This is a genomic window from Rhodothermus profundi, assembly GCF_900142415.1.
Lineage (GTDB): Bacteria > Bacteroidota > Rhodothermia > Rhodothermales > Rhodothermaceae > Rhodothermus > Rhodothermus profundi.
The window spans coordinates 21,607-42,289 of record NZ_FRAU01000012.1 but is presented as its reverse complement, the minus strand read 5'-3'; the positions used below and the strand labels follow the sequence as shown (position 1 = coordinate 42,289).

Genomic DNA, 20,683 nt, shown 5'->3' with positions numbered 1-20,683 from the left:
GTTGTAGCCTGCTCAGGCAAAGTAAGAAATCGACGCGTGCAAAATGCTATAGCATCCGCTCCAGCTCATCCAGAAGCCGTTCCTGCTCTTCGGGCGGCAACTGGTCGGCTTCTATTTCCAACGCAGTGCCGTTCGAACCACGCGGCTTTTTCCACAGCCCCCATCGCTGTAGTAACCAGGCGAAAACCCCGGTAGCCAGCGTCGAAAGCAAAAGTGCGCGGAGTATGCGGGTCATGGTTGTTGCGATGGCTTGTTTTTTAGGGCCAACGCCGGGATCCGAATCGAGTTCATGCCGCTTAAAGACGCCGAACGCATCCCCGAAACGCCTGCCAAGCATCTGAGATGCCTCCCATTCATACGACGCTGACGGAGGCAGAAGCCCGAGAGCGAGCCGCTGCCCACGAAGCGCGGCTGCGTCCGGTGCTCGATCCATATCTGGCCGCCCGCCGTCGCGGGGTGAAGCAGCCCGTCATGGATTTTCTGTTTGAATACTATACGTTTCGGCCGGGCCGGCTGCTGCGCTGGCGTCCCGGCCTGGGCATAGCGGTGCAGGGCGACGAAGCCCGCCGGTGGCTACGCGAACCGGGCTTTGTAGAGACGCCAGAAGGGGTTACGGTCGATCCTGCCCGCTTCCCTGCCCACCGCATTCCATCGCTGCGCTGGGTCGTAACCCTGCTGGAACGGACAGCCGCTCGTCGCCCCCATCTGGGCTGCTACGGCCTGCACGAATGGGCCATGCTCTATCGCACTGCCTGTCCTCGCCATGCTCATGTGCCGCTGCGCGTGAAGCCCGAGGCGCTGGCGCGCCTTGTGGAATCCCATCCGATCACCTGCACGCATTTCGACGCGTTTCGCTTTTTTACCGAAGCGGCCCGTCCCCTGAACCGCTTTCAACCCACCCGCGAAACCATCCACGAACTGGAGCAACCCGGCTGCCTCCACGCCAACATGGACCTCTATCGCTGGGCCTACAAGTTCTATCCCTGGGTAGGCAGTGATCTGATTGCCGACGCCTTCCTGCTGGCCTACCGCATTCGCATGCTTGATATGCAGGCCAGTCCCTACGATCTGCGCGCCTATGGCCTGGAACCCATTCCCATCGAAACACCCGAAGGCCGCCGCCACTATCGGCAACGCCAGGCGCAGTTTTACCAGGAAGCCCAACCCCTCCGCCAACGCCTGCTGCAGACGCTCCGCACGCTTCTTGAACTTGCTGTTATAAACGCACCGGAAACTACCGAACGGGTTGCATAAGTGGCAGCGCCGTTGCAAACTGGCTCAATCAGACCGTGGATTCATCAGCCCAGCAGAAAACAATGGAATACCGGCATCTGGGGCGCTCCGGACTGAAAGTGTCAGCGCTTTCCTACGGCGCCTGGGTAACCTTCGGCGATCAGATTGACGAAGGACGCGCCGAAGCATGCATGCACGCGGCCTACGAAGCAGGCGTAAACTTCTTCGACAATGCCGAGGTCTATGCCCATGGCAAGGCCGAAATCATCATGGGCAACATCCTGAAGCGCTCGGGCTGGAAACGCTCGGACCTGGTCATCTCTACGAAAATTTTCTGGGGCGGCCCAGGCCCCAACGACGTGGGCCTCTCCCGCAAGCATATCATCGAAGGCACCCAGGCCGCCCTGGAGCGGCTGCAACTTGACTACGTGGATCTGATCTTCTGCCACCGGCCCGATCCGGAAACTCCAATCGAAGAAACGGTCTGGGCCATGAATTACGTGCTCGACCGGGGCTGGGCCTTTTACTGGGGCACGAGCGAATGGAGCGCCGAACAGCTCCGCTATGCCTACGAATTCGCCCGGCGTGAACACCTGATTCCTCCCACAATGGAACAGCCCCAGTACAACATGTTCCATCGCACCCGCGTAGAGCGTGAATATGCACCGCTCTACCGCGACTATGGACTGGGCCTGACTACCTGGAGCCCGCTGGCCAGCGGTATCCTGACCGGCAAGTACAACGAAGGTATTCCGCCAGGCAGCCGCATGAGCCTGCCCGGCTACGAGTGGCTGCGCAAGCGCCTGGAAAGCGAAGAAGGGCGGCGGCAGATTGAAAAAGTGCGGCAGCTCATGCCAATTGCGAAGGAGCTGGACTGCACGATGGCCCAACTGGCTATCGCCTGGTGCCTGAAAAATCCGAACGTCAGCACCGTCATTACAGGCGCTTCTCGCCCCGAGCAGGTGCAGGAAAATATGGAGGCGCTGGAGGTAGCCCAGCGCCTGACGCCCGAAGTCATGGCCCGTATCGAGGCCATTCTCGATAACAAGCCTGAACCGGAAATCAACTGGCGTGAGCGATAATCTGTCTGACAGAGGCTTCCAGCAGCAGGAAAGGACCTGACGGCTCCAGAGAAAGTCGGGGGAACATCACGCTCTTTTCTAGATCAGATTGTCCGCAGACGGGAACGCATGGCGCCGCTTCCCCCGCACTCCTATCCGGAAAAACCGCCAGCGAAACGGCGGGGTCGGTTTTTTCGGAAAGCAGCTCTCTGCAGGCGGAAACGTTTTTTGCCTGCAATAATTGCACACGTGGCGCGTCGATTCTTTAATTCATCCAGCGTCATGCTCCGCTATTCAATCAGCCTGTTAGCGCCACGCCTTTATCAAGCCTCCGGCTAAAGAGGCTACAGAATAAAAAAAACGGGCATCCCTGAGGGATGCCCGCCCTGTGGCCGACGGGTATGGGTTAGCGAAGTTCTTCTTCTTCTTCAGCGCGCTCTTTCGAAGCGTCGCGGTAATAGATTTCGTCCCGCAAAAACTCCTCTACGGCAATCTCCGTGGGCTCCGGCTTCAGTTCGTACTCAATGGAAATGCGCCGCTGCTCTTCCTGATGCCGCGGGTCATCCTCCAGCCCCAGCCCTTCAAAGTAGGAAAGCTTTTCATCCAGTTCCTGCTTTACCTGGGTAGCAATCTGGCGGGCACGCTTTGAGAGGATGGCAACGGTCTCGTATAGATTGCCGGTCTTGGCAGCCAATGTGTCGATATCCAGGGTCTTCAGGGCCATGGCAAAAATTATTGATTGGTGCGGCCATACGCGATACCAAGTAAATGCAGGGTTTCGGGGAAGGTTCCGGTCTTATCCGCCCAGCATGCCGACCACACCTGCCCGAATCATGGCCACAGCAATGGCTGCCAGAAACAGGCTGGCTACCTTGGCCATGGCGCGCACAGCCACAGGTCCCAGCCTCCGCATCACCCCATGCCCTATGCTGAACGCCACGGTCACCAACAGCAGATTGGCGATCAGAGCCACAAGGGTAGGCAGATAGCCATAGGTCTGCTGCGCCACCAGAATCGTAGTGATCGCTGCCGGCCCAATGATTAGCGGAATGCCAAGGGGCACCACGCCCACATCGGCCGCATCAGCCCCATCGCGAGGGTCGCGCCGACGGTAGTCCGCAAACACCAGGTCGGCGATGCTCAGCACAAGCAGAATCAGTCCCCCACCCACCCGCAGATCGTTCAGCGTAATGCCCAGCGTCTGAAAGATGAGTTGCCCGGCAAACAGAATCAGCACGGCCACCACAAAGGCTGTCGCGACCGCCCGCACGAGCAGACGCCGCCGATCGGCTGCCGGCAATCCTTGCGTCAGGGCTATAAAAAATGGCAGGATTCCCGGCAGGTTAATGGCCACAAACAGGGGCAAAAAGGTTTCTAAATAGGCATGCATGGCTGGTGCCGACGCAAATATCGGCAGCGGTCAAAGCCCAACTATCCGTTTCGTTCCGTGCCATCTGCAACGCTCTTGCGAAAAAACCGGCGGAACGAACCCCGGCGGTCGCTGTTGGAACACGCTTGAACCTTCTGAGGCGCAACGCGTGGTCGGGCCTGGTCGCCGTATGCAGGAGTGTATTGTCATCCGGGGCGCACGAGAGCACAACCTGAAAAACATTGACCTGGACATCCCCCGGGAGCAATTGGTGGTCATTACCGGCCTTTCGGGATCCGGCAAATCGAGCCTGGCCTTCGATACGATCTATGCAGAAGGACAACGGCGCTACCTGGAAAGCCTCTCAGCCTACGCCCGTCAGTTCCTGGGCATGCTTGAGCGGCCCGATGTAGATTTTATTGATGGCCTCTCGCCGGTCATCGCCATCGAGCAGAAGACCGTCAGTCAGAATCCTCGCTCGACCGTTGGCACGGTCACCGAAGTGTACGACTTTCTCCGACTGCTCTACGCGCGCGTGGCAACCGCCTATTCGCATATCTCGGGCCGGCCTATGCGCCGCCAGACCGATGACGAAATCATCGACCAACTGCTGCGTTTTCCGGAAGGTACCCGGCTGCTGATACTGGCTCCTGTCGTACGGGGACGCAAAGGGCATTACCGCGAACTTTTCGAACAGATCGCCCGGCAGGGGTTCACGCGCGTGCGGGTAGACGGCGAGCTGCGTGAGATCACAGCAGGCATGAAGCTGGACCGCTACAGGACGCACGACATCGAAGTGGTGGTGGACCGCCTGGTGGTGCGACCCGACCTCCGCTCCCGCGTGCACGACTCGGTCCAGATCGCCTTGGGCATGGGAGGCGGGGTGCTCATTGCGCACGAGCTCCATCCCGACGGGACCGGCACCGATCATGTCTTCAGCCGCCATCTCTACTGCCCGGAAGATGGTGTCTCCTACGACGATCCCTCGCCCAATACCTTTTCCTTCAACTCGCCCTACGGGGCCTGCCCGGCCTGCAACGGCCTGGGCACCCGGCTAGAGATCGATCCGGCGCTCGTCATCCCGGACCCTGCGAAATCCATCAACGAAGGGGGCCTGGCTCCGCTGGGCAAACCCCGCGACGGATGGATCTTCAGCCAGCTTCGCGCTGTGGCCACCGCTTATGGCTTCGACTTCGATACGCCGCTGGGCAAGCTGACCGACAGGCAGCGACGCGTACTGCTCGAAGGCGCCGGCGATCAAGAGTTCGAGATCGAATACCGCTACAAAGACCGCACGCTGCACTACCGCCATCGCTTCGGGGGGCTCTACGAGTACCTGCACCACATGCGCGAACATGCCGGGTCGGTTTCTCAGCGGCGCTGGGCCGAATCGTTCATGCGCGAGATGACCTGCCGCGCCTGCGGCGGGGCTCGCCTGAAGCCCGAAAGCTTGGCCTTCCGCATCGCCGGCAAGAACATCGCCGAGCTGGCCCGCATGGACCTGGTCTCGCTGCGACGCTTCCTATCCACCGTAAAGTTCGATGGTCAGAAGGCCCTCATTGCCCGCCCGATCCTTAAAGAAATTCTGGAGCGCCTCGGCTTTCTGATTGACGTGGGCGTGGGATACCTGACGCTGGACCGCCCCGCCCGCACCCTCTCGGGCGGCGAAAGCCAACGCATCCGCCTGGCCGCGCAGCTTGGCTCTCAACTGACCGGTGTGCTCTACGTGCTTGATGAGCCCTCCATCGGCCTGCATCCCCGCGACCATCACCGCCTCATCGACGCGCTCAAGCTACTGCGTGATCTGGGCAACTCGATCCTGGTCGTCGAACATGACCGCGAAATGATCGAGGCAGCCGACTATGTGATCGATCTGGGACCCGGCGCAGGCGAACAGGGCGGCTATGTCGTGGCCACAGGCCCCCCCGACCGCCTGGAGCCCCGAAACGGTCATTCCAGCCTGACGGCGGCCTACCTGAAAGGCGAACGCTACATTCCGATCCCTCGCACGCGGCGCCGTGGCAACGGTCACCGGCTGGTGCTTCGCGGCGCCCGCGGCCACAACCTGAAGGGCGACCCGCTCGTGCTCCCGCTGGGCACGTTCATCTGCGTCACGGGCGTCTCGGGTTCGGGCAAATCAAGCCTGATCAACCAGACGCTGTATCCCATCCTCGCCCGCCACTTTCACAACGCCCGCCTGGTACCGCTGCCTTACGAACGCATCGAAGGCCTGGAGCATCTGGACAAAGTGATCGACATCGACCAGAAGCCCATCGGCCGCACGCCGCGCTCGAACCCGGCCACCTATACCGGCCTGTTCAGCTACATCCGGGACCTGTTCGCCCAGCTTCCAGAAGCCCAGCTGCGCGGCTACAAACCTGGCCGATTCTCCTTCAACGTAAAAGGCGGCCGCTGCGAGACCTGCAAAGGGGCCGGGGTTGTCAGACTGGAAATGAACTTCCTGCCCGACGTCCATGTCACCTGCGAGACCTGCAAAGGCCGCCGCTACAACGCCGAAACGCTGGAGGTGCGCTATAAGGGCCGGAGCATCGCCGACGTCCTGGAAATGACGGTAGAGGAAGCTCTGGTCTTTTTCGAGCACCTGCCGCGCATCGCCCGCAAGCTGCGCACGCTGCAGGCCGTTGGGCTCGGCTACATCCGGCTGGGGCAGCCGGCCACCACGCTCTCCGGGGGCGAAGCCCAGCGCATCAAGCTGGCCCGCGAACTGTCGCGTCCGGGCACCGGCAACACCCTCTACATCCTGGACGAACCCACCACGGGCCTGCACTTCGAAGACATCCGTCACCTGCTGGCCGTGCTCCGGGCGCTCGTGCGCAAAGGCAACACGGTGCTGGTGATCGAACACAACCTGGACGTGATCAAGACGGCCGACCATGTGATCGAGCTGGGCCCCGAAGGCGGCGACGCCGGAGGGCACATTTTGTTTGCCGGCACGCCGGAGGAACTGGCCCAGCAGGATACGCACACCGGCCGCTTCCTGCGCAAGGAACTGGCGCGTACGACCGCCCTGACCGACGGGGCCGACGAAGAATGGATCGACCTCGACCAGCTCGCCATCGAGGAGGAATCAACCGAAGAACTCCTGGAAGACGAACTGCTCGACGAAGAAGAAAGCTGAACGTCCTCACCGCCGCACTGCCACCCGGTAGCGCCCGATCAACCGACGATTCCGACACCAATCCGCCCAATCAGAAAAAAATGGCCGGACAATCCCACGGACTGCCACCGAACAGAAAAACCCTGGGGATTATGCGAGCTCCGGACGCCGCAATTCCCTCTGTCTCCGAAAAGCACGCTTACGGCCACAGATCGGCCGCTCGAAGCACTTCAGGCTTCAGGCGGCCGACCATCCAGTAGTTTTCCGTCTCATGAGCCGGGTGGCTGAAAAACATTTCGCCACGCTGCCCGTCCACAGCAAAAAGGCGAGGCGTATCACGCAGATCAAAGAGGAGCTTTCCCTCCAGGGTCACGGCCGCCAGATTCCATCGCACTGCTCTTCGCTGTAAGTCAATGGTGTCCGTATACTGAATCAAGATGACCTTTTCATTCAACCAGAATATATCGTTCATAGTAGAAAACGTTTTAAGAAACTCAAACCATTCTTCTCGTGACGCAATCTCTTTTTCAGGCTGCTTCACCTTGCGGAAGTGCGGTAACGATAGTAAAATTTTTTTCTTTAAGTTACCATTTAGATCGAAAAAGTATAACTCATCGAATAGCGCAAAAGCAGCCACAATCGTGCGATCCCGCACATCAGCCACAGCCAGAGGTGCTATCGTATAAAGCAAGCCTCCGTAGTCACCCAGGGCAACAGGGGCACTAAAGAAGCTCTGTACAATGCGCCCCTGTTCAATCTCAAATACGTGCAACAATCGAGGACGCGTACCACGGTTTATCTCCACAAGGCCGATCACCAATACCTTGTTTTCCAGCGGCAGATTGCGAAGGAAAACGGGACCCTGGATGATCCGAGAGTATCTTTTTACAAAATTTCCCTCGCTATCAAAAACGCTCACATTGCCGGTTGTTACTTCTGGAACCAAAATGTGCCCAGAGCTGACGCGCACCGGTTCATCAGGAGATTGGAGAGTCCCGGGCGCTCCCGGCGCCCCAGATTCTCCAAAACATACTTTCATCTTTCCTGAACGAGTATATGCACAGACTCTATCCCGATCGGCTACCAGAAATCCCCCCTCAGGATCGATGGTGACGTAAGGATTAATAATCCAGAAATTATCTTTTTCTTCCAGCGTGATTTCTTCAATCCATTCAATAACATCTGAAATGTCCTGCGCCTGAGCAGTTATTGTGAACAACAAACACACAACCGTCACCGGAAAGACTTTCATGATAGTGAGATGGCTTTAGTTTTTGAGACAAAAAAGGGATCAGTATCTATTACATTAATGCATAGATACTGATCCCTGTAAACCTCACTGCTGCTCACATATATCCAGACAGCAAAGTCGCGTCTCGCATGGCATATCAAAACAGGTAGGCACTCTGTCCCGTGATCCTAACTGTTTTTCACAGACATACGGATCTCCTTTGGCCTCTTCTGGCTGATACACCCACGGCAGCAGGCTCAGACCTATCGCCACCACCAGAAACAACGTCGCCAGCCGATCCTTCCAGCGTCTCATCGCTCACCTCCTTGCGTTTGGTTTTTGAAAAAATACAGAAAGCTCTATTGTTCATCGCGAAAAGAGTCGGTCAACAGCAACCGCACCGATTCAACTCCCCGCACCGTGCGCAACACCGCCGGCCCCAGTTCCGCCACTACCCGTCCCTCCCAACGAACCAGCGCCCGCGGCAACAACGCCGACCCATAATGTTGCCCGTACCATCCCAGCGAATCCCACCACACCGCAAACGGAAAGCCCATCCCCGCCGCATAGCGCCACGCCTGCGCCCGGCTCCGGTCTTCCAGAATCCCCACCACCTGAAAGCCCAGCGCCTGCGCCCCCTCGACCCAGAACGCCGCTGTGCGCGCCACCGTCTGCCCACAGTCGTCCGGGCTGAAAAACAGCAGCACCTCGCCCCGAGCAACGGCCGTTGCGCTCGCGGCTTCCCGAGGCGACCACACGGGCACAAACGCCTCGGACGGGAAGGGCACCTGCGGCAGGCGTCGCTGCGTTTGCCAGCCGTAGAGGCCCCAGCTCAAGGCGACGAGCAACAGGCCCAGGCCGATTTTCCAGGCCGCCGACATGGCCGAAACGCTTCAAAGGGACCCGTACCTCGGCTTTGAGAAGCTGCTGTTAAGATACACACACACAATCTGTCAAGGGCCTCATGCCAGTGAAATTGTAACTTTTATCGCTTCTGCATGAAGTGCATGCCCGTTTTTCGCTCATCCAGGGCGGGAACGGTTTGGTTTTCGTAACGTTGGCGAGGGCAGACCGTGGGGGTGCTCTGTCCCGCTGCGGGACAGGGCTGAGAGCATACCCTTTGAACCTGATCCGGGTAATGCCGGCGCAGGGAAACGGTCACCGATTGCACATGCTGCCGTTGGTGCCTTTCTCTGCGTGCCCCCGGGTTTGGACTGTCGGTCAACCGTCACCAAAAACCCAGGGAGGGCACGATGATTCCCAGACCACCTGCTGCGATTCGGCGCGTGTACGTTTCGGGCAGCCGCTACCCCGAGGTGCGCGTTCCGTTCAAGGAAGTCCAGCTTTCGCCCACGCGGCTGCCGGATGGAAGCCTGGAGCCCAACGAGCCGGTTTTGCTCTACGACACGCGCGGGCCGTGGGGCGACCCCGACTTTCACGGCGACATCCGCCAGGGCCTGCCGCCCCTGCGACGGCCGTGGATCGAGGCCCGCGGCGACGTCGAAGAATACGATGGGCGCCCGGTGCAGCCCCTCGACGATGGGTACCGCAACGAAGCTGAACGCCAGCGGGCCGAACAACGCGGCAAGCTGCACCGCTGGCCTGGCCCGCGACGGCGGCCGCTGCGCGGCAAAAACGGCGCTGCCGTTACCCAGATGCACTATGCCCGCCAGGGCATCATCACGCCGGAGATGGAGTTCATTGCCATCCGCGAAAACCAGCGGCGCGAGCGACTCCTCGAACTCCAGAAAGAACTGGGCGACCGCTGGTCCCTCGCTTTTCAGCATCCGGGCCAGGGATGGGGGGCCCAGATTCCCCCTGTCATCACGCCCGAGTTTGTGCGCGACGAAGTAGCCCGCGGCCGCGCAATCATTCCCTGCAACGTCAACCACCCGGAGTGCGAGCCGATGATCATCGGCCGCAACTTCCTGGTCAAGATCAACGCCAACATCGGCACCTCAGCCGTCTCCAGTTCCATCGACGAAGAAGTCGAAAAACTGCTCTGGGCCATCTACTGGGGCGCCGATACGGTGATGGACCTCTCGACGGGCAAAAATATTCACGAGACCCGCGAGTGGATCCTGCGCAACAGTCCGGTGCCCATCGGGACGGTCCCGATCTACCAGGCCCTGGAAAAGGTGGGCGGCAAACCCGAAGAACTGACCTGGGAAATCTTTCGCGACACGCTCATCGAGCAGTGTGAGCAGGGAGTCGATTACATGACGATCCACGCGGGCGTCCGGCTTGCCTACATTCCGCTGACCGCCCACCGTCGCACGGGCATCGTCTCGCGGGGCGGCTCGATCATTGCCAAGTGGTGCCTGGCCCACCACAAAGAAAACTTCCTCTATACCCATTTTGAGGAAATCTGCGAAATTCTGCGTCAGTACGACGTGTCGATCAGCCTGGGCGACGGGCTGCGGCCCGGCTCGATCCAGGATGCCAACGACGAGGCCCAGTTTGCCGAGCTCAAGACGCTCGGGGAGCTGACGCAGATTGCCTGGAAGTACGACGTGCAGGTGATGATCGAGGGGCCCGGCCATATCCCCATGCATCTGATCAAGGAAAACGTGGACCGGGAGCTGGCCGACTGCTACGAAGCGCCGTTTTACACGCTCGGGCCGCTGGTCACCGACATTGCGCCGGCCTACGACCACATCACTTCGGCCATTGGCGCAGCCATGATCGGCTGGTTCGGCGCGGCCATGCTCTGCTACGTCACGCCCAAGGAACATCTGGGACTGCCCAACAAGAACGACGTGCGCGAAGGTGTGATTGCCTACAAGATTGCCGCGCATGCGGCTGATCTGGCCAAAGGACACCCCGGCGCGCAGTACTGGGACAACGCGCTCTCAAAGGCCCGCTTTGAATTCCGCTGGGAGGACCAGTTCAACCTGTCGCTCGACCCCGAGCGGGCCCGGGAATACCATGACGAGACGCTTCCGGCCGAAGGGGCCAAGCTGGCCCACTTCTGCTCGATGTGTGGGCCAAAGTTCTGCTCCATGAAGATCACGGAAGAGATTCGGGCCCTGGCCGAGCAGAAAGGCGTGGACGCCCAGCAGATCATCGAAGAAGGCCTGCAGGAAAAGGCCCGCGAGTTCGTGGAAAAAGGTGCGGAAATTTACACAGCGCCCTGAAGCGGAACCGTCACCTTCCCTTTTCCGTTGCAGGAAATTCCGGTTCAAAGAATGCCAAAACGCGGACGGAATTGCCATGAAAAAGGGGCTGCATCCGGAATATAACCTGATTACTGTGCGGCTGGCCGACGGCACCGAGTTTCAGATTCGCTCGACGATGAAGGGCCCGGTTTACGTGTCCGACGTGGACGCAACGAACCACCCCTTCTACACAGGGGTGCGGCAGTTTGTGGACCGAGCGGGCCGCGTCGAGAAGTTCATGCGGCGTTATGGCAAGGTGACCTCCCAGGGCCACCAGAAGCCCGAAGCCTCTGACGAAAAGGGCACGTAACGTCAGGATTCTGTCAGGAGAACAGGGCCCGTCTGTCGTTCACGGGCCCTGTTTCTATTTGTACAGGTGCATTTTCCTTCTGCAACCAATGCCGAATGTCGTTGAACTGATTATCACGAAACGTGACGGAGGTGCGCTCGCGCCGGACGAGCTACGCTGGCTCGTCGCAGCCTACACACGCGGCGAGGTGCCCGACTACCAGATGAGCGCCTTTCTGATGGCTGCCTTTCTGCGCGGCCTCAGTGAAGCTGAAATGGACGCGCTCACCGAGGCCATGCTGCATTCGGGGCGCGTGCTGGACCTCTCGGACGTGCCCGGACGCACGGTGGACAAACATTCCACCGGCGGGGTGGGCGACAAGGTCTCGCTGATCCTGGCCCCGCTGGTTGCCGCCTGCGGCGTGCCTGTGCCGATGATCTCCGGCCGTGGGCTGGGCCACACGGGCGGCACGCTCGATAAACTGGAAGCGATCCCGGGCCTGCGCACCGACCTTTCCGTGGCCGCGTTTCGCCGCCAGCTTCGGGAACTGGGCGTGGTGATGATCGGCCAGACCGACGAGATCGCACCGGCCGATCGCAAGCTCTACGCGCTGCGCGACGTGACCGGCACGATTGAGTCGATTCCGCTTATTGCCGCCTCCATCCTGAGTAAAAAGCTGGCCGAAGGCGCCGAGGCGCTTGTGTTCGACGTCAAATGTGGCCGGGGCGCCTTTATGCGTCGGGAGTCGGACGCCCGACGCCTGGCCGAAACGCTCGTGGGCATTGCCACGCGGGCCGGCCGTCCGGCCGTCGCCTGGCTGACCGATATGAACGTACCGCTGGGCCGCGCTGTGGGCAACTGGCCCGAGGTGGTCGAAAGCCTGCAAGCGCTTCGCGGAGACTTTACAGGTATTGAAGATCTGATCGAGGTTACACTGACCCTAGCCGGCGAGATGCTCTGGCTGGGCGGCGTCGCCCAGACGCCAGAGGATGGCCGCCGGCAGGCGCGCCAGGCACTGCAGAACGGCCAGGCCTTCACGCGTTTCTGCGCCATGGTGCAGGCGCAGGGAGGCGACGTCCGCGTGCTCGAACGCCCCGACACGCGTCCCGATACTGAACCGGCCGGCGAGGTACGTGCGCCGGCAGAAGCGCAGGGGTATGTGGCCGACCTGGACGCTCGGGCGGTGGGACGCCTGGCCGTCCAGCTTGGCGCAGGCCGCCGCGTCAAAGAAGATCCAGTGGACCCCACCGCCGGCCTGGTGCTCCACCGGAAACCCGGCGACCCGGTGGCGCCCGGGGACGTGCTCGCTACGCTTTACACCCGCCAGCGCGACCGCCTGGCGGATTTTCAACGGGCCCTGCTGGCCGCCTATCGCTTTGCGGAAACGCCCCCGCCTCCCCGCTCCCTGCTCCTGGCCCGCTACGCCGAAAATCAATGGACCGGCGTGCAGCCGTCCGCTCCGTCCTGAAGCCAATTCGCTCCCGGGCAGGCTATTCCGTTATCTGAGGGCACTACAGGCCGGCACGCTAACCGTCCAAGCAAAAATCTTCCAAAAATATAGCCGCTGAAAAGAAAAAACAGGATCGGCCAAAAGGCAGTTATGGCCCGGAACTACCACAACCTGCCGAGCCTGTCTTCCTCTACCAGGCATTTCAGCCGCTGCGGATGGAGTTGTCATGTTGTTGTAGCGTCTTGCAGCGTACGCAAAGAGGGCAGCCGACGACTTCGTTGCCGCGCAGACTGTAGCTTTCGTGGCACGTGACGGGTGTCAGACAGGCCCTCCTGCCTGCCGGAGCACCTGGCGTACCACGGCTGGATACTTGTGCGCCGTGGCGGTATTGAAGAGCACGACCGTTTCCTCCGCATGTACCCATCCGGCCTCCTGTAACTGGATCAGCGCGGCCAGCGTGGCGGCGCCTTCCGGGGCAGCCAGTAGCCCCTCGGTCTGCGCCCAGCGCCGCATGGCAGCCTGTATGTCCGCATCAGAGACCGCCACGGCCGTTCCCTGGCTCTCCCGAAGCACGCGTAATATCAGAAAGTCGCCCAGTGCTTTCGGCACGCGCAGCCCGGCGGCGATGGTCTGCGCATCTTCCCAGTACGCCGCCGTTTCCCGTCCTTCCTGAAAGGCTCGTACGATCGGCGCACAGCCGGCCGCCTGCACGGCCACCATTCGGGGCCGTTCCGGTCCGATCCAGCCCAGCGCCTCCATTTCCTCGAACGCCTTCCACATGCCGATCAGCCCAGTGCCGCCTCCGGTCGGGTAGAGGATCACATCCGGCAGCCGTCCTCCCAGTTGCTCGAACAGCTCATAACCCATGGTTTTCTTACCTTCCACCCGATACGGCTCCCGAAGCGTGGCCACACTGAAAATGTCCGGGTGCTCCTGGCGGTAGGCTTCAAAAGCCGCTCCGGCTTCGGCTATCGTACCGGGTACCCGATGCACCTCAGCGCCTGCTATCTGGCATTCCCACACGGCCGGCTCCGGCGTTTCCTCCGGCAGAAACAGGACAGCCCGCAGTCCCAGGCGGGCCGCATACAGCGCCAGCGCACCGGCCGCGTTTCCGGCCGAGGCCACTCCTACCTGCTGCACGCCCCGCGCGGCCGCCGCCGCTACCGCCACCGCCAGTCCACGTGCCTTGAAGCTACCGCCTGGATTCAGGCTTTCATCCTTGACATACAGCTTCGGCAACCCCAGCGCACGCCCCAGCCGAGGTTGCGGCAGAAGCGGCGTCCACCCCTCTCCCAGACTCCAACGCGGATCAGGCGGCACGGGCAATACTTCCGCGTAGCGCCAGAGACTGCGCGCCCGGCCCGGCAGCACTTCCGGCCGAAACCGGCCGCGAAGCGCTTCGATCCGATACCGCACCAGCAACGGTTTGCCACAGTGGGAACAGGTCGTGTGCCGTTGCGCAGGCGCAAACGCAGCCCCACACGCACTGCACACCAGCGAATCGACGTACTCGGCAACCGACTGCATCGTACTTCCGGGTTTTGCGACCGGCTGCAAAATACGGGGTTCTGTCTTCTTTTGGAGGATGTGCTTTATATTCAAGCTGTGAATATTCGGACCATGACATGATCGACTTTGTACTGCTGGGACTGCTGGCGCCGGGGCCTCGCCATGCCTACGCGCTCTATCAGGAACTGCGGCGGCCAGATGGCCTGTGGTTGGTCTGGCGGCTGAAGCTTCCCCGACTCTATGCCATACTGGACCGCCTGGAACGGGCCGGCCTGATCCGTTCGGAGCTCGTGGCCCAATCCCGCCGACCAACGCGTCGGGTCTTTCACCTGACCCCCGACGGCGCCGCCCGCTACCAGCAATGGCGCACCGAACCCGTCCGACACGGCCGGGACATCCGGCAGGTATTTCTGGCCAAGCTTTATCTGGCCCGCCGCGACGGTCTGGAAATCGCGCGCACCCTGCTGGAAAACCAGCAGACGCTGTGCCGGGAGTGGCTGGCGACGCTGCGTGCGGCTTCGCCACCGCCCCATAGTTTTGCCGATGCGGTGTGGCGGTACCGCGTAGGGTATGTAGAAGCGTTGCTGAACTGGCTGCAGGATGTCAAAGCATCCCTGGTTTAAGCTGCTGCTCGGATTATTGCTGGCCCTCGGCGGGTGCCGGCGCGCAGAGCACCCGGCCGACGTGCAGGTGGCCGTAGCTTCCGACCTCCGCTACGCCTTTGAGGCGCTGCGCGCGCGTTTTGAAGCCGTCTATCCGAACATTCGGCTGATACCCAGCTATGGGGCTTCGGGCCAGCTTTTTACGCAGTTGCAAAACGGCGCCCCCTTTGATCTCTACTTTTCGGCCGACGCCGACTACCCACGCCGCCTGATTGCCGAAGGCCTGGCCGTGGATTCGTCCTTCTTTCAGTACGCCCTGGGCCAGCTGGTCGTGTGGGTTCCCGAAGACTCGCCGCTGACGCTAGCCTCCTGGGAGGAGCTGGCTGGTCCGCAAGTACACCGCCTGGCCCTTGCCAATCCGCGGCATGCACCGTACGGGCGGGCCGCCGTTGCAGCCCTCAAGGCGCTGGGACTCTACGCGCGCGTGCGCGACCGGCTTGTGTTTGGCGAAAATGTCGCGCAGGCCGCCCAGTTTGTAGCCAGCGGAGCAGCCGATGCGGGCCTCATCGCCCTGTCGCTGGCACGGGCGCCCGAAATGCAGGAGCGCGGTCGCTATCGCCCCCTGCCGCCGGAGACGTACCCACCGATCGAGCAGGGCGCCGTCGTGCTGCAACGGGCTGCGCACCGCCCGGAAGTATGGACCTTCTGGCGCTTCGTGCAACGCCCGGAGGGACGCGCCGTGCTTCGCCAGTATGGTTTTGCCCTGCCCGACGCGACCGACCATCCCGAGTCGTAAGCCCCATGGACTGGACCGCTGCCTGGGTAACGCTGCGCCTGGCTCTGTGGACCACCGGCGTGCTTTTCGTGCTGGGCCTGCCACTGGCTTACTGGCTGGCCACTACCCGCTTTCCCGGACGCGGCCTGATTGAGGCGCTCATCACCCTGCCCCTGGTGCTTCCTCCCACGGTGGTCGGCTTTTACCTGCTGGTGGCCACGGCCCCCGACAGTCTGATCGGTCGGATGCTGGCGGCCGTCGGCATCGACCGGGTAGCCTTTACGTTTCCAGGCATTGTGCTGGGTTCGGTGCTGTTCAACCTGCCGTTCGCCGTCCGACCCTTCACGGCAGCCTTCCGAAGCGTTGAACGTCGGCTCGTGGAAGCGGCCTGGTGCCTGGGCGTCTCGCGTTGGCGGACGGTTACGGGCGTCGTGCTACCGCTGGCCTGGCCTGGCATCCTGACAGGTCTGGTGCTCACCTTTGCCCATAGCCTGGGCGAATTTGGCGTCGTGCTCATGGTGGGCGGCAACATTCCCGGCATCACGCGCACGCTTTCCATTGCCATTTACGACGAAGTGCAGGCGCTCAATTATGAGGCGGCCGACCGCATGGCCGGAATACTGGTGGGATTGGCGCTGGGCGTACTGACGCTGGTTTACTGGCTGGAACGCAAGGGGAAGAGACGATGAGCGTTGACCTGCTGGTGCAGATCCGCCGGCGCTACCGGAGCGGCTTTGAGGTTGCGGCCGCCTGGCGCCAGTCCGTTGATCCCCCCAGCATTACCGTCCTTTTTGGCCCTTCTGGAAGTGGCAAAACCACGCTGCTGCGCTGCCTGGCCGGACTGGAACGGCCCGACGCAGGCCGCATCCAACTGGGCGACGAGCTCTGGTTTGATGCCGCCTGCAACCGCCACATGCCGCCTCAGCGGCGTCGCATTGGCTTGCTCTTTCAGGATTATGCGCTGTTTCCCCACCGGACGGTTGCCGAAAATATCGCCTTCGGCCTGGCGCACCAGCCCCGCCAGGAGCAACGCCGTCGCGTAACGGAACTGTTGCAGCTATTCGAGCTGGAAGGATTGGCCCATCGCTATCCCCATGAGCTCTCAGGAGGACAGCAGCAGCGCGTGGCCTTAGCGCGGGCGCTGGCGCCTCGTCCGCGCCTGCTTCTGCTGGACGAACCACTGGCTGCCCTGGACGGTCCCACCCGAGAGCGACTGCGGCGTAAGCTACGACGCTGGCTACAGACCTGGGGCCTCCCGGCCGTCATCGTAACGCACGACTGGCTGGAAGCCAGCACGCTGGGCGAGCACGTGATTGTGCTGGACCAGGGACGCGTCTTGCAGCAGGGCCCCCTCAATGAAGTCTTCTCGCGCCCGGCCAGCACGCGCGTGGCCGGCATTGTGGGGGTCGAGACGGTGGTGCCGGGCGAGGTGCTCGCCGTGGAAGGCGGCCTGGCGCGCGTGGCGGTCGGCTCCGCTACCCTGACCGCGGTAGCCCCTGCGGAGCTGAACGGACGCGTGTTTGTCTGCATCCGGGCCGAAGAGGTTACGCTGTTGCCGGCTCCGCCCGAGGCAACCAGTGCCCGCAACCGGCTGCGGGCACGGGTCGTGCGCGTGGAACCCGAAGGCGCGCTCGTGCGCGTAGAGCTGGACGCCGGGTTTCCGCTCGTGGCCCTGGTTACCCGCCCCTCCCGTGAGGAACTTCAGCTTGAACCCGGTCGGTCCGTCTGGGCCCTGATCAAGGCCCCGGCCATTCATCTGGTGCCCCGGTAATGAGCCTCCGATGATTATTTTGCGGCCGAGTGCTTGACGTGTTCTTGTTTTAGTTGTTGTTGAGGAAAAAGCGAATGGAAGAAACGCCTCATCTGTTGAGGCCGACGAGGATCCGATCTGTTCCGGGCTGGCCGAAGCGCTGAATGGTCCGCCATGCGGTGGTCCCGAGTAATAGGGGTTGTCCTGATGGTTGGCGGCAGCGTGGTCGCACGCTGCCGCCAGGCTCAGCCGCACGTCCTGGTAGGAGAACGCCAGCGGTTGCAACTGGTCTCGCAGCCGCCTATTCCACTTACCGGCGTACTGGTCGGAGATCCTCATCAGGTAGTGGCCCACCCGACCCGCGCGTTGTTTCTGGTAAGCGACCGGCAACCTCCCGGGCTTTACCTCTTCTCGGCAGAGGGGCGCCTGGTGCGGCGTGTGGGTTTCCGCGGCGAGGGTCCCGGTGAATTCATGGCCCCACCCCAGATTGCGGTCTGGGGCGATACGTTGCTGCTGCGGGGCGGCATGCGCGGTCGGGTGGCAGCGTACCGGATCTCGGACGGCCGCCTCCTGCGCGATCCGTTTCTTCCAGTGCTCCCGGCTGCGCTGCAGCACTGGCTGCTCCATCGCCAGCATCTCATCCTCTACTGGGCTGGTCGACGCCGCCCGGTCCTGGTCGAAGTATTCGACCTGAAGGCCCGGCAATTCACGCATGCGCTGGACCGGCCGCTTCTGACACCGGCGCACGAGGCGTTGCTGAGATACTATGCCTCAGGTGGGCTCGCGCTGCTGGGCAATTCGATCGTGCTGGCCACACCGGCCGACGCCCCTCATATCTACTTTCTGGATTTACGCTCCGGTCGACAGGGATCCTGGCGCCGGCTGGAGGACCCCGACTTTCAGGTGCGCCCTCCTCCTGACCTGGAAGCCCTGTTGCAACAGGGCAAATGGAAAGCGTACCGGGAGCAATGGGTGGATTATCTGACGACAAACAGTCGCACGAGGGGGCTGTTTGTGCTTCAGGATCGCTATCTGGTTGTGCAACTGGAGCACGGACAGGGCCCGGAAAAACGCTGGCTCCGCCTCCTTGTGATCAACCCCGCCACGCGCCAGGAAATCGACCGCATCCCGTTTCCGCTGCGGCTGCGCGCGCAGTACTCGTTGCATTACAGTTCTTTTGCAACGGCCCGAGATTCGTGCCTCTACCTCAAACGCTACCTGGAAGGGCAGGACCGCTGGGCGCTCTGGCCCTGGTGCCTGGAACCTGTCCCTTCCGACCGCTCCCCCTGACCCCCCTCCCAGAAACCCGGGTGCCTCCCCAGCGGCCCCTCCGGATGGATGCTTTGCCCCCTGGCGCCTTGAAGCCCTTCCTGAGGGAACGCTTCGTCCCACGCGCCCAGAAGCCATCCAATACGGCCCCGGCCTCCCTGCCTCCCCTCAACCTCGTGGTCCAATCCTTCCATCTCATCCGCCCACCCCGACCGAAGCCGGATCGTCGCTGCACGGGAAAGCGCTCCGTTCCACAAAGCAACCGATCACCATAATTTATTTTTCAAAACTGTTGCATAAATAGAAGCAATTTCACTCAGGCTAAACGCTTACCAATCAAAGGAAAACCGGCTATCATTCATGGAATCATAATACATGATCACTTGCTCTGTTAAAAAAATACCGTAGCGGTTTTGTGGCACATTTCCCACACCAAACCGGTCTATGTCCTGAAAGGGATGGCTCGTTTTGGATCCGGACGCCCTGTCGTTGCGATCGGGCTTTTCACGCTGCTGGTGGGCCTATCGGGGTGCGAGGGCTGGACACCAACGCCGAACTAGGAGGCGGTGCTGGATCCTTCGCGTTTTCGCCGAGCGCTGGTCGAAGAGCAGGAACGCCTGGCGCGTTTCGTGGTGCGCTATGTGCGGCGCCAGGAAGCGTTTCGGGCGGGCAAGCGGCTGGATCGTCAGGAAGTGGGTCGGTTGCTGGAGGAGGCGCTGGCAGCTTATGAGCGGACGCATGGGGTGACGGGTGTGCTGACGGGGTATCGTCGGGCGCAGTTGGTGTTGGGGGAGGCTCGCTCGGGGGATCGTCTGACGGCCTGGTGGGACAGTCTGGGGTTGGATGCGGAGCAGCAGGTGTGGATGGGGCGGTTGTGGGAGGTGTTTCGGACGTCGCACACGGTGGCGGAGTTGGACGCGCGGCTGGGTCGGTATGAGGCGGCGGTGGTGGCGGCGTTGGGGGCGGAGCGTTCGGGGGTGTTGTATAGTGTTGCGGTGTTGGTGTTTGGTCGGGAGGCGTGGGTGGAGGCGTTCTGGTCGGTGGTGGGGGATGGGAGTAGCTGGTGGCGCCGAGCTTTTAGTAAAAATTTTCCAATTAGCTACATCGCCAAGTGCGGGAGTAATGTGTGCGCTTGGAGGCGTAATTGTTGGATTATTCGCAGGAGCTGACTATTTAACCGCAGCTTATGATGAGTATTATCAAGACTTTTCTCAGTGGTGCAGACAAAACTATACAGATTGCAAGCGAAATGAGCATTACCTAAAAGCTTGTGGAGAAATTATAAAACCACAATAGCAAATCATCATGATCTTTCTGAGAACAATAAAAAATAAATATTTGATAACCTCTTTTTTTGTTGTATTCCTAATAATGGCTTTAACAAGCTTCTTTTTCAAGCTGTTTGAGCACAATTTTAACTTAGAAGAGATTAATATAGGAAGTATACTTTTTCAATCTACAGTATTTTCTGCAAAATTACTGATTTTTATCCTCGGATTTTTCGTTTTAGTGATCGGCAGCTTAAAATCGAGAGAATCAATTTACATATCAACGCTGTATTTATGGATAATTTCAGGATTTGCTCTGTTCGTCAGAGGTGAGAGTTTTATGAACAATCCTGTTTCATGGATTGCATTTTTGTTATGGCTTCCTTTTGTATTTGCAATATTGCTGCTATCAAAGAAATATATTAAGATAAAGGTAGATAAATAGAGACCATGGTATTGTCTTAGTCTGGCATATCACGGCCTCTTTCAGCAATACAAAAATTCTGTCGCCTTCCCGGTATGGCGTAGGCCAAGTGAAGTGCCAATTCGAAGTCCTCGCCTTTCCATAATTCCATTCCATGTCCAGAGTAAAGCATCCCCC

The 20,683-nt window shown here is 60.7% G+C and carries 18 protein-coding genes and 1 riboswitch; of the genes, 12 read left to right on the top strand and 6 right to left on the bottom strand.

The window, feature by feature from the left end; genetic code table 11:
* Positions 1-46 precede the first annotated feature (46 nt).
* Positions 47-235, bottom strand: a complete 189-nt coding sequence (locus BUA15_RS13320; protein WP_072716507.1) for a hypothetical protein — start codon at positions 233-235, stop codon at positions 47-49.
* A gap of 107 nt (positions 236-342) precedes the next feature.
* On the opposite strand from BUA15_RS13320, the gene BUA15_RS13315 reads away from it, so the two are divergent.
* Positions 343-1,254, top strand: a complete 912-nt coding sequence (locus BUA15_RS13315; protein ID WP_072716485.1) for a 3-methyladenine DNA glycosylase — start codon at positions 343-345, stop codon at positions 1,252-1,254.
* A gap of 62 nt (positions 1,255-1,316) precedes the next feature.
* Complete coding sequence (locus BUA15_RS13310; RefSeq protein WP_072716484.1) at positions 1,317-2,315, top strand: potassium channel beta subunit family protein; 999 nt, start codon at positions 1,317-1,319, stop codon at positions 2,313-2,315.
* A 385-nt stretch (positions 2,316-2,700) separates the two neighbouring features.
* On the opposite strand, the gene BUA15_RS13305 is transcribed toward BUA15_RS13310, so the two are convergent.
* Both BUA15_RS13305 and BUA15_RS13300 read right to left on the bottom strand, forming a co-directional pair.
* Complete coding sequence (locus BUA15_RS13305) at positions 2,701-3,018, bottom strand: DNA-directed RNA polymerase subunit omega (RefSeq protein ID WP_072716483.1); 318 nt, start codon at positions 3,016-3,018, stop codon at positions 2,701-2,703.
* 72 nt (positions 3,019-3,090) lie between these two features.
* Positions 3,091-3,684, bottom strand: a complete 594-nt coding sequence (locus BUA15_RS13300) for a MarC family protein (RefSeq protein WP_072716482.1) — start codon at positions 3,682-3,684, stop codon at positions 3,091-3,093.
* 169 nt (positions 3,685-3,853) lie between these two features.
* Here BUA15_RS13300 and uvrA point away from each other — a divergent pair, with 169 nt between their 5' ends.
* A complete protein-coding gene (gene uvrA, locus BUA15_RS13295; RefSeq protein WP_072716481.1) occupies positions 3,854-6,802 on the top strand; it encodes an excinuclease ABC subunit UvrA in 2,949 nt (982 codons plus the stop codon).
* A 178-nt stretch (positions 6,803-6,980) separates the two neighbouring features.
* Here the strand turns inward: uvrA and BUA15_RS13290 are convergent, their stop codons facing one another.
* Both BUA15_RS13290 and BUA15_RS13285 read right to left on the bottom strand, forming a co-directional pair.
* Entirely contained in the window at positions 6,981-8,033 is a 1,053-nt protein-coding gene (locus tag BUA15_RS13290) for an NHL repeat-containing protein (protein WP_072716480.1), read from the bottom strand.
* A 338-nt stretch (positions 8,034-8,371) separates the two neighbouring features.
* A complete protein-coding gene (locus BUA15_RS13285; protein ID WP_072716479.1) occupies positions 8,372-8,893 on the bottom strand; it encodes a hypothetical protein in 522 nt (173 codons plus the stop codon).
* A gap of 184 nt (positions 8,894-9,077) precedes the next feature.
* Positions 9,078-9,183, top strand: a riboswitch (TPP riboswitch).
* An 82-nt stretch (positions 9,184-9,265) separates the two neighbouring features.
* On the opposite strand from BUA15_RS13285, the gene thiC reads away from it, so the two are divergent.
* From thiC to BUA15_RS13270, 3 genes are all read left to right on the top strand, one after another.
* The gene (gene thiC / locus BUA15_RS13280) at positions 9,266-11,149 is read left to right on the top strand and encodes a phosphomethylpyrimidine synthase ThiC (protein ID WP_072716478.1); all 1,884 of its coding nucleotides are present in this window, start codon (positions 9,266-9,268) and stop codon (positions 11,147-11,149) included.
* A 76-nt stretch (positions 11,150-11,225) separates the two neighbouring features.
* Entirely contained in the window at positions 11,226-11,480 is a 255-nt protein-coding gene (gene rpmE, locus BUA15_RS13275; protein ID WP_072716477.1) for a 50S ribosomal protein L31, read from the top strand.
* 88 nt (positions 11,481-11,568) lie between these two features.
* Positions 11,569-12,927 carry a thymidine phosphorylase gene (locus BUA15_RS13270; protein ID WP_072716476.1) on the top strand — a complete coding sequence of 453 codons (1,359 nt, stop codon included), beginning with the start codon at positions 11,569-11,571 and terminating at the stop codon, positions 12,925-12,927.
* A gap of 300 nt (positions 12,928-13,227) precedes the next feature.
* Here the strand turns inward: BUA15_RS13270 and BUA15_RS13265 are convergent, their stop codons facing one another.
* Positions 13,228-14,436: a threonine synthase gene (locus BUA15_RS13265; protein WP_072716475.1), complete on the bottom strand. Its 1,209-nt coding sequence runs from the start codon at positions 14,434-14,436 to the stop codon at positions 13,228-13,230.
* 98 nt (positions 14,437-14,534) lie between these two features.
* Here BUA15_RS13265 and BUA15_RS13260 point away from each other — a divergent pair, with 98 nt between their 5' ends.
* The 6 genes from BUA15_RS13260 (at position 14,535) to BUA15_RS13235 (ending at position 19,983) form a co-directional block, all read left to right on the top strand.
* Positions 14,535-15,041: a PadR family transcriptional regulator gene (locus BUA15_RS13260; protein ID WP_072716474.1), complete on the top strand. Its 507-nt coding sequence runs from the start codon at positions 14,535-14,537 to the stop codon at positions 15,039-15,041.
* Entirely contained in the window at positions 15,019-15,816 is a 798-nt protein-coding gene (gene modA / locus BUA15_RS13255; protein WP_072716473.1) for a molybdate ABC transporter substrate-binding protein, read from the top strand. The genes BUA15_RS13260 and modA overlap by 23 nt, the downstream gene beginning before the upstream one ends.
* A gap of 5 nt (positions 15,817-15,821) precedes the next feature.
* Positions 15,822-16,484: a molybdate ABC transporter permease subunit gene (modB, locus tag BUA15_RS13250; RefSeq protein WP_072716472.1), complete on the top strand. Its 663-nt coding sequence runs from the start codon at positions 15,822-15,824 to the stop codon at positions 16,482-16,484.
* Entirely contained in the window at positions 16,481-17,566 is a 1,086-nt protein-coding gene (modC, locus tag BUA15_RS13245) for a molybdenum ABC transporter ATP-binding protein (RefSeq protein WP_072716471.1), read from the top strand. Before modB ends, modC begins: the two co-directional genes overlap by 4 nt.
* 153 nt (positions 17,567-17,719) lie before the next feature.
* Positions 17,720-18,835 (top strand): 6-bladed beta-propeller, encoded by a 1,116-nt coding sequence (locus BUA15_RS13240; RefSeq protein ID WP_143149627.1) that lies wholly within the window; start codon positions 17,720-17,722, stop codon positions 18,833-18,835.
* Positions 18,836-19,380: 545 nt separating this feature from the next.
* Positions 19,381-19,983 carry a hypothetical protein gene (locus tag BUA15_RS13235; protein ID WP_072716469.1) on the top strand — a complete coding sequence of 201 codons (603 nt, stop codon included), beginning with the start codon at positions 19,381-19,383 and terminating at the stop codon, positions 19,981-19,983.
* The last annotated feature ends 700 nt before the right edge of the window (positions 19,984-20,683 follow it).

What these genes read in the sequence shown, in the direction of transcription:
- BUA15_RS13320 (WP_072716507.1), bottom strand. Translation starts at nt 235, where the DNA reads ATGACCCGCATACTCCGCGCACTTTTGCTTTCGACGCTGGCTACCGGG.
- BUA15_RS13315 (WP_072716485.1), top strand. Translation starts at nt 343, where the DNA reads ATGCCTCCCATTCATACGACGCTGACGGAGGCAGAAGCCCGAGAGCGA.
- BUA15_RS13310 (WP_072716484.1), top strand. Translation starts at nt 1,317, where the DNA reads ATGGAATACCGGCATCTGGGGCGCTCCGGACTGAAAGTGTCAGCGCTT.
- BUA15_RS13305 (WP_072716483.1), bottom strand. Translation starts at nt 3,018, where the DNA reads ATGGCCCTGAAGACCCTGGATATCGACACATTGGCTGCCAAGACCGGC.
- BUA15_RS13300 (WP_072716482.1), bottom strand. Translation starts at nt 3,684, where the DNA reads ATGCATGCCTATTTAGAAACCTTTTTGCCCCTGTTTGTGGCCATTAAC.
- uvrA (WP_072716481.1), top strand. Translation starts at nt 3,854, where the DNA reads ATGCAGGAGTGTATTGTCATCCGGGGCGCACGAGAGCACAACCTGAAA.
- BUA15_RS13290 (WP_072716480.1), bottom strand. Translation starts at nt 8,033, where the DNA reads ATGAAAGTCTTTCCGGTGACGGTTGTGTGTTTGTTGTTCACAATAACT.
- BUA15_RS13285 (WP_072716479.1), bottom strand. Translation starts at nt 8,893, where the DNA reads ATGTCGGCGGCCTGGAAAATCGGCCTGGGCCTGTTGCTCGTCGCCTTG.
- thiC (WP_072716478.1), top strand. Translation starts at nt 9,266, where the DNA reads ATGATTCCCAGACCACCTGCTGCGATTCGGCGCGTGTACGTTTCGGGC.
- rpmE (WP_072716477.1), top strand. Translation starts at nt 11,226, where the DNA reads ATGAAAAAGGGGCTGCATCCGGAATATAACCTGATTACTGTGCGGCTG.
- BUA15_RS13270 (WP_072716476.1), top strand. Translation starts at nt 11,569, where the DNA reads ATGCCGAATGTCGTTGAACTGATTATCACGAAACGTGACGGAGGTGCG.
- BUA15_RS13265 (WP_072716475.1), bottom strand. Translation starts at nt 14,436, where the DNA reads ATGCAGTCGGTTGCCGAGTACGTCGATTCGCTGGTGTGCAGTGCGTGT.
- BUA15_RS13260 (WP_072716474.1), top strand. Translation starts at nt 14,535, where the DNA reads ATGATCGACTTTGTACTGCTGGGACTGCTGGCGCCGGGGCCTCGCCAT.
- modA (WP_072716473.1), top strand. Translation starts at nt 15,019, where the DNA reads ATGTCAAAGCATCCCTGGTTTAAGCTGCTGCTCGGATTATTGCTGGCC.
- modB (WP_072716472.1), top strand. Translation starts at nt 15,822, where the DNA reads ATGGACTGGACCGCTGCCTGGGTAACGCTGCGCCTGGCTCTGTGGACC.
- modC (WP_072716471.1), top strand. Translation starts at nt 16,481, where the DNA reads ATGAGCGTTGACCTGCTGGTGCAGATCCGCCGGCGCTACCGGAGCGGC.
- BUA15_RS13240 (WP_143149627.1), top strand. Translation starts at nt 17,720, where the DNA reads ATGCGGTGGTCCCGAGTAATAGGGGTTGTCCTGATGGTTGGCGGCAGC.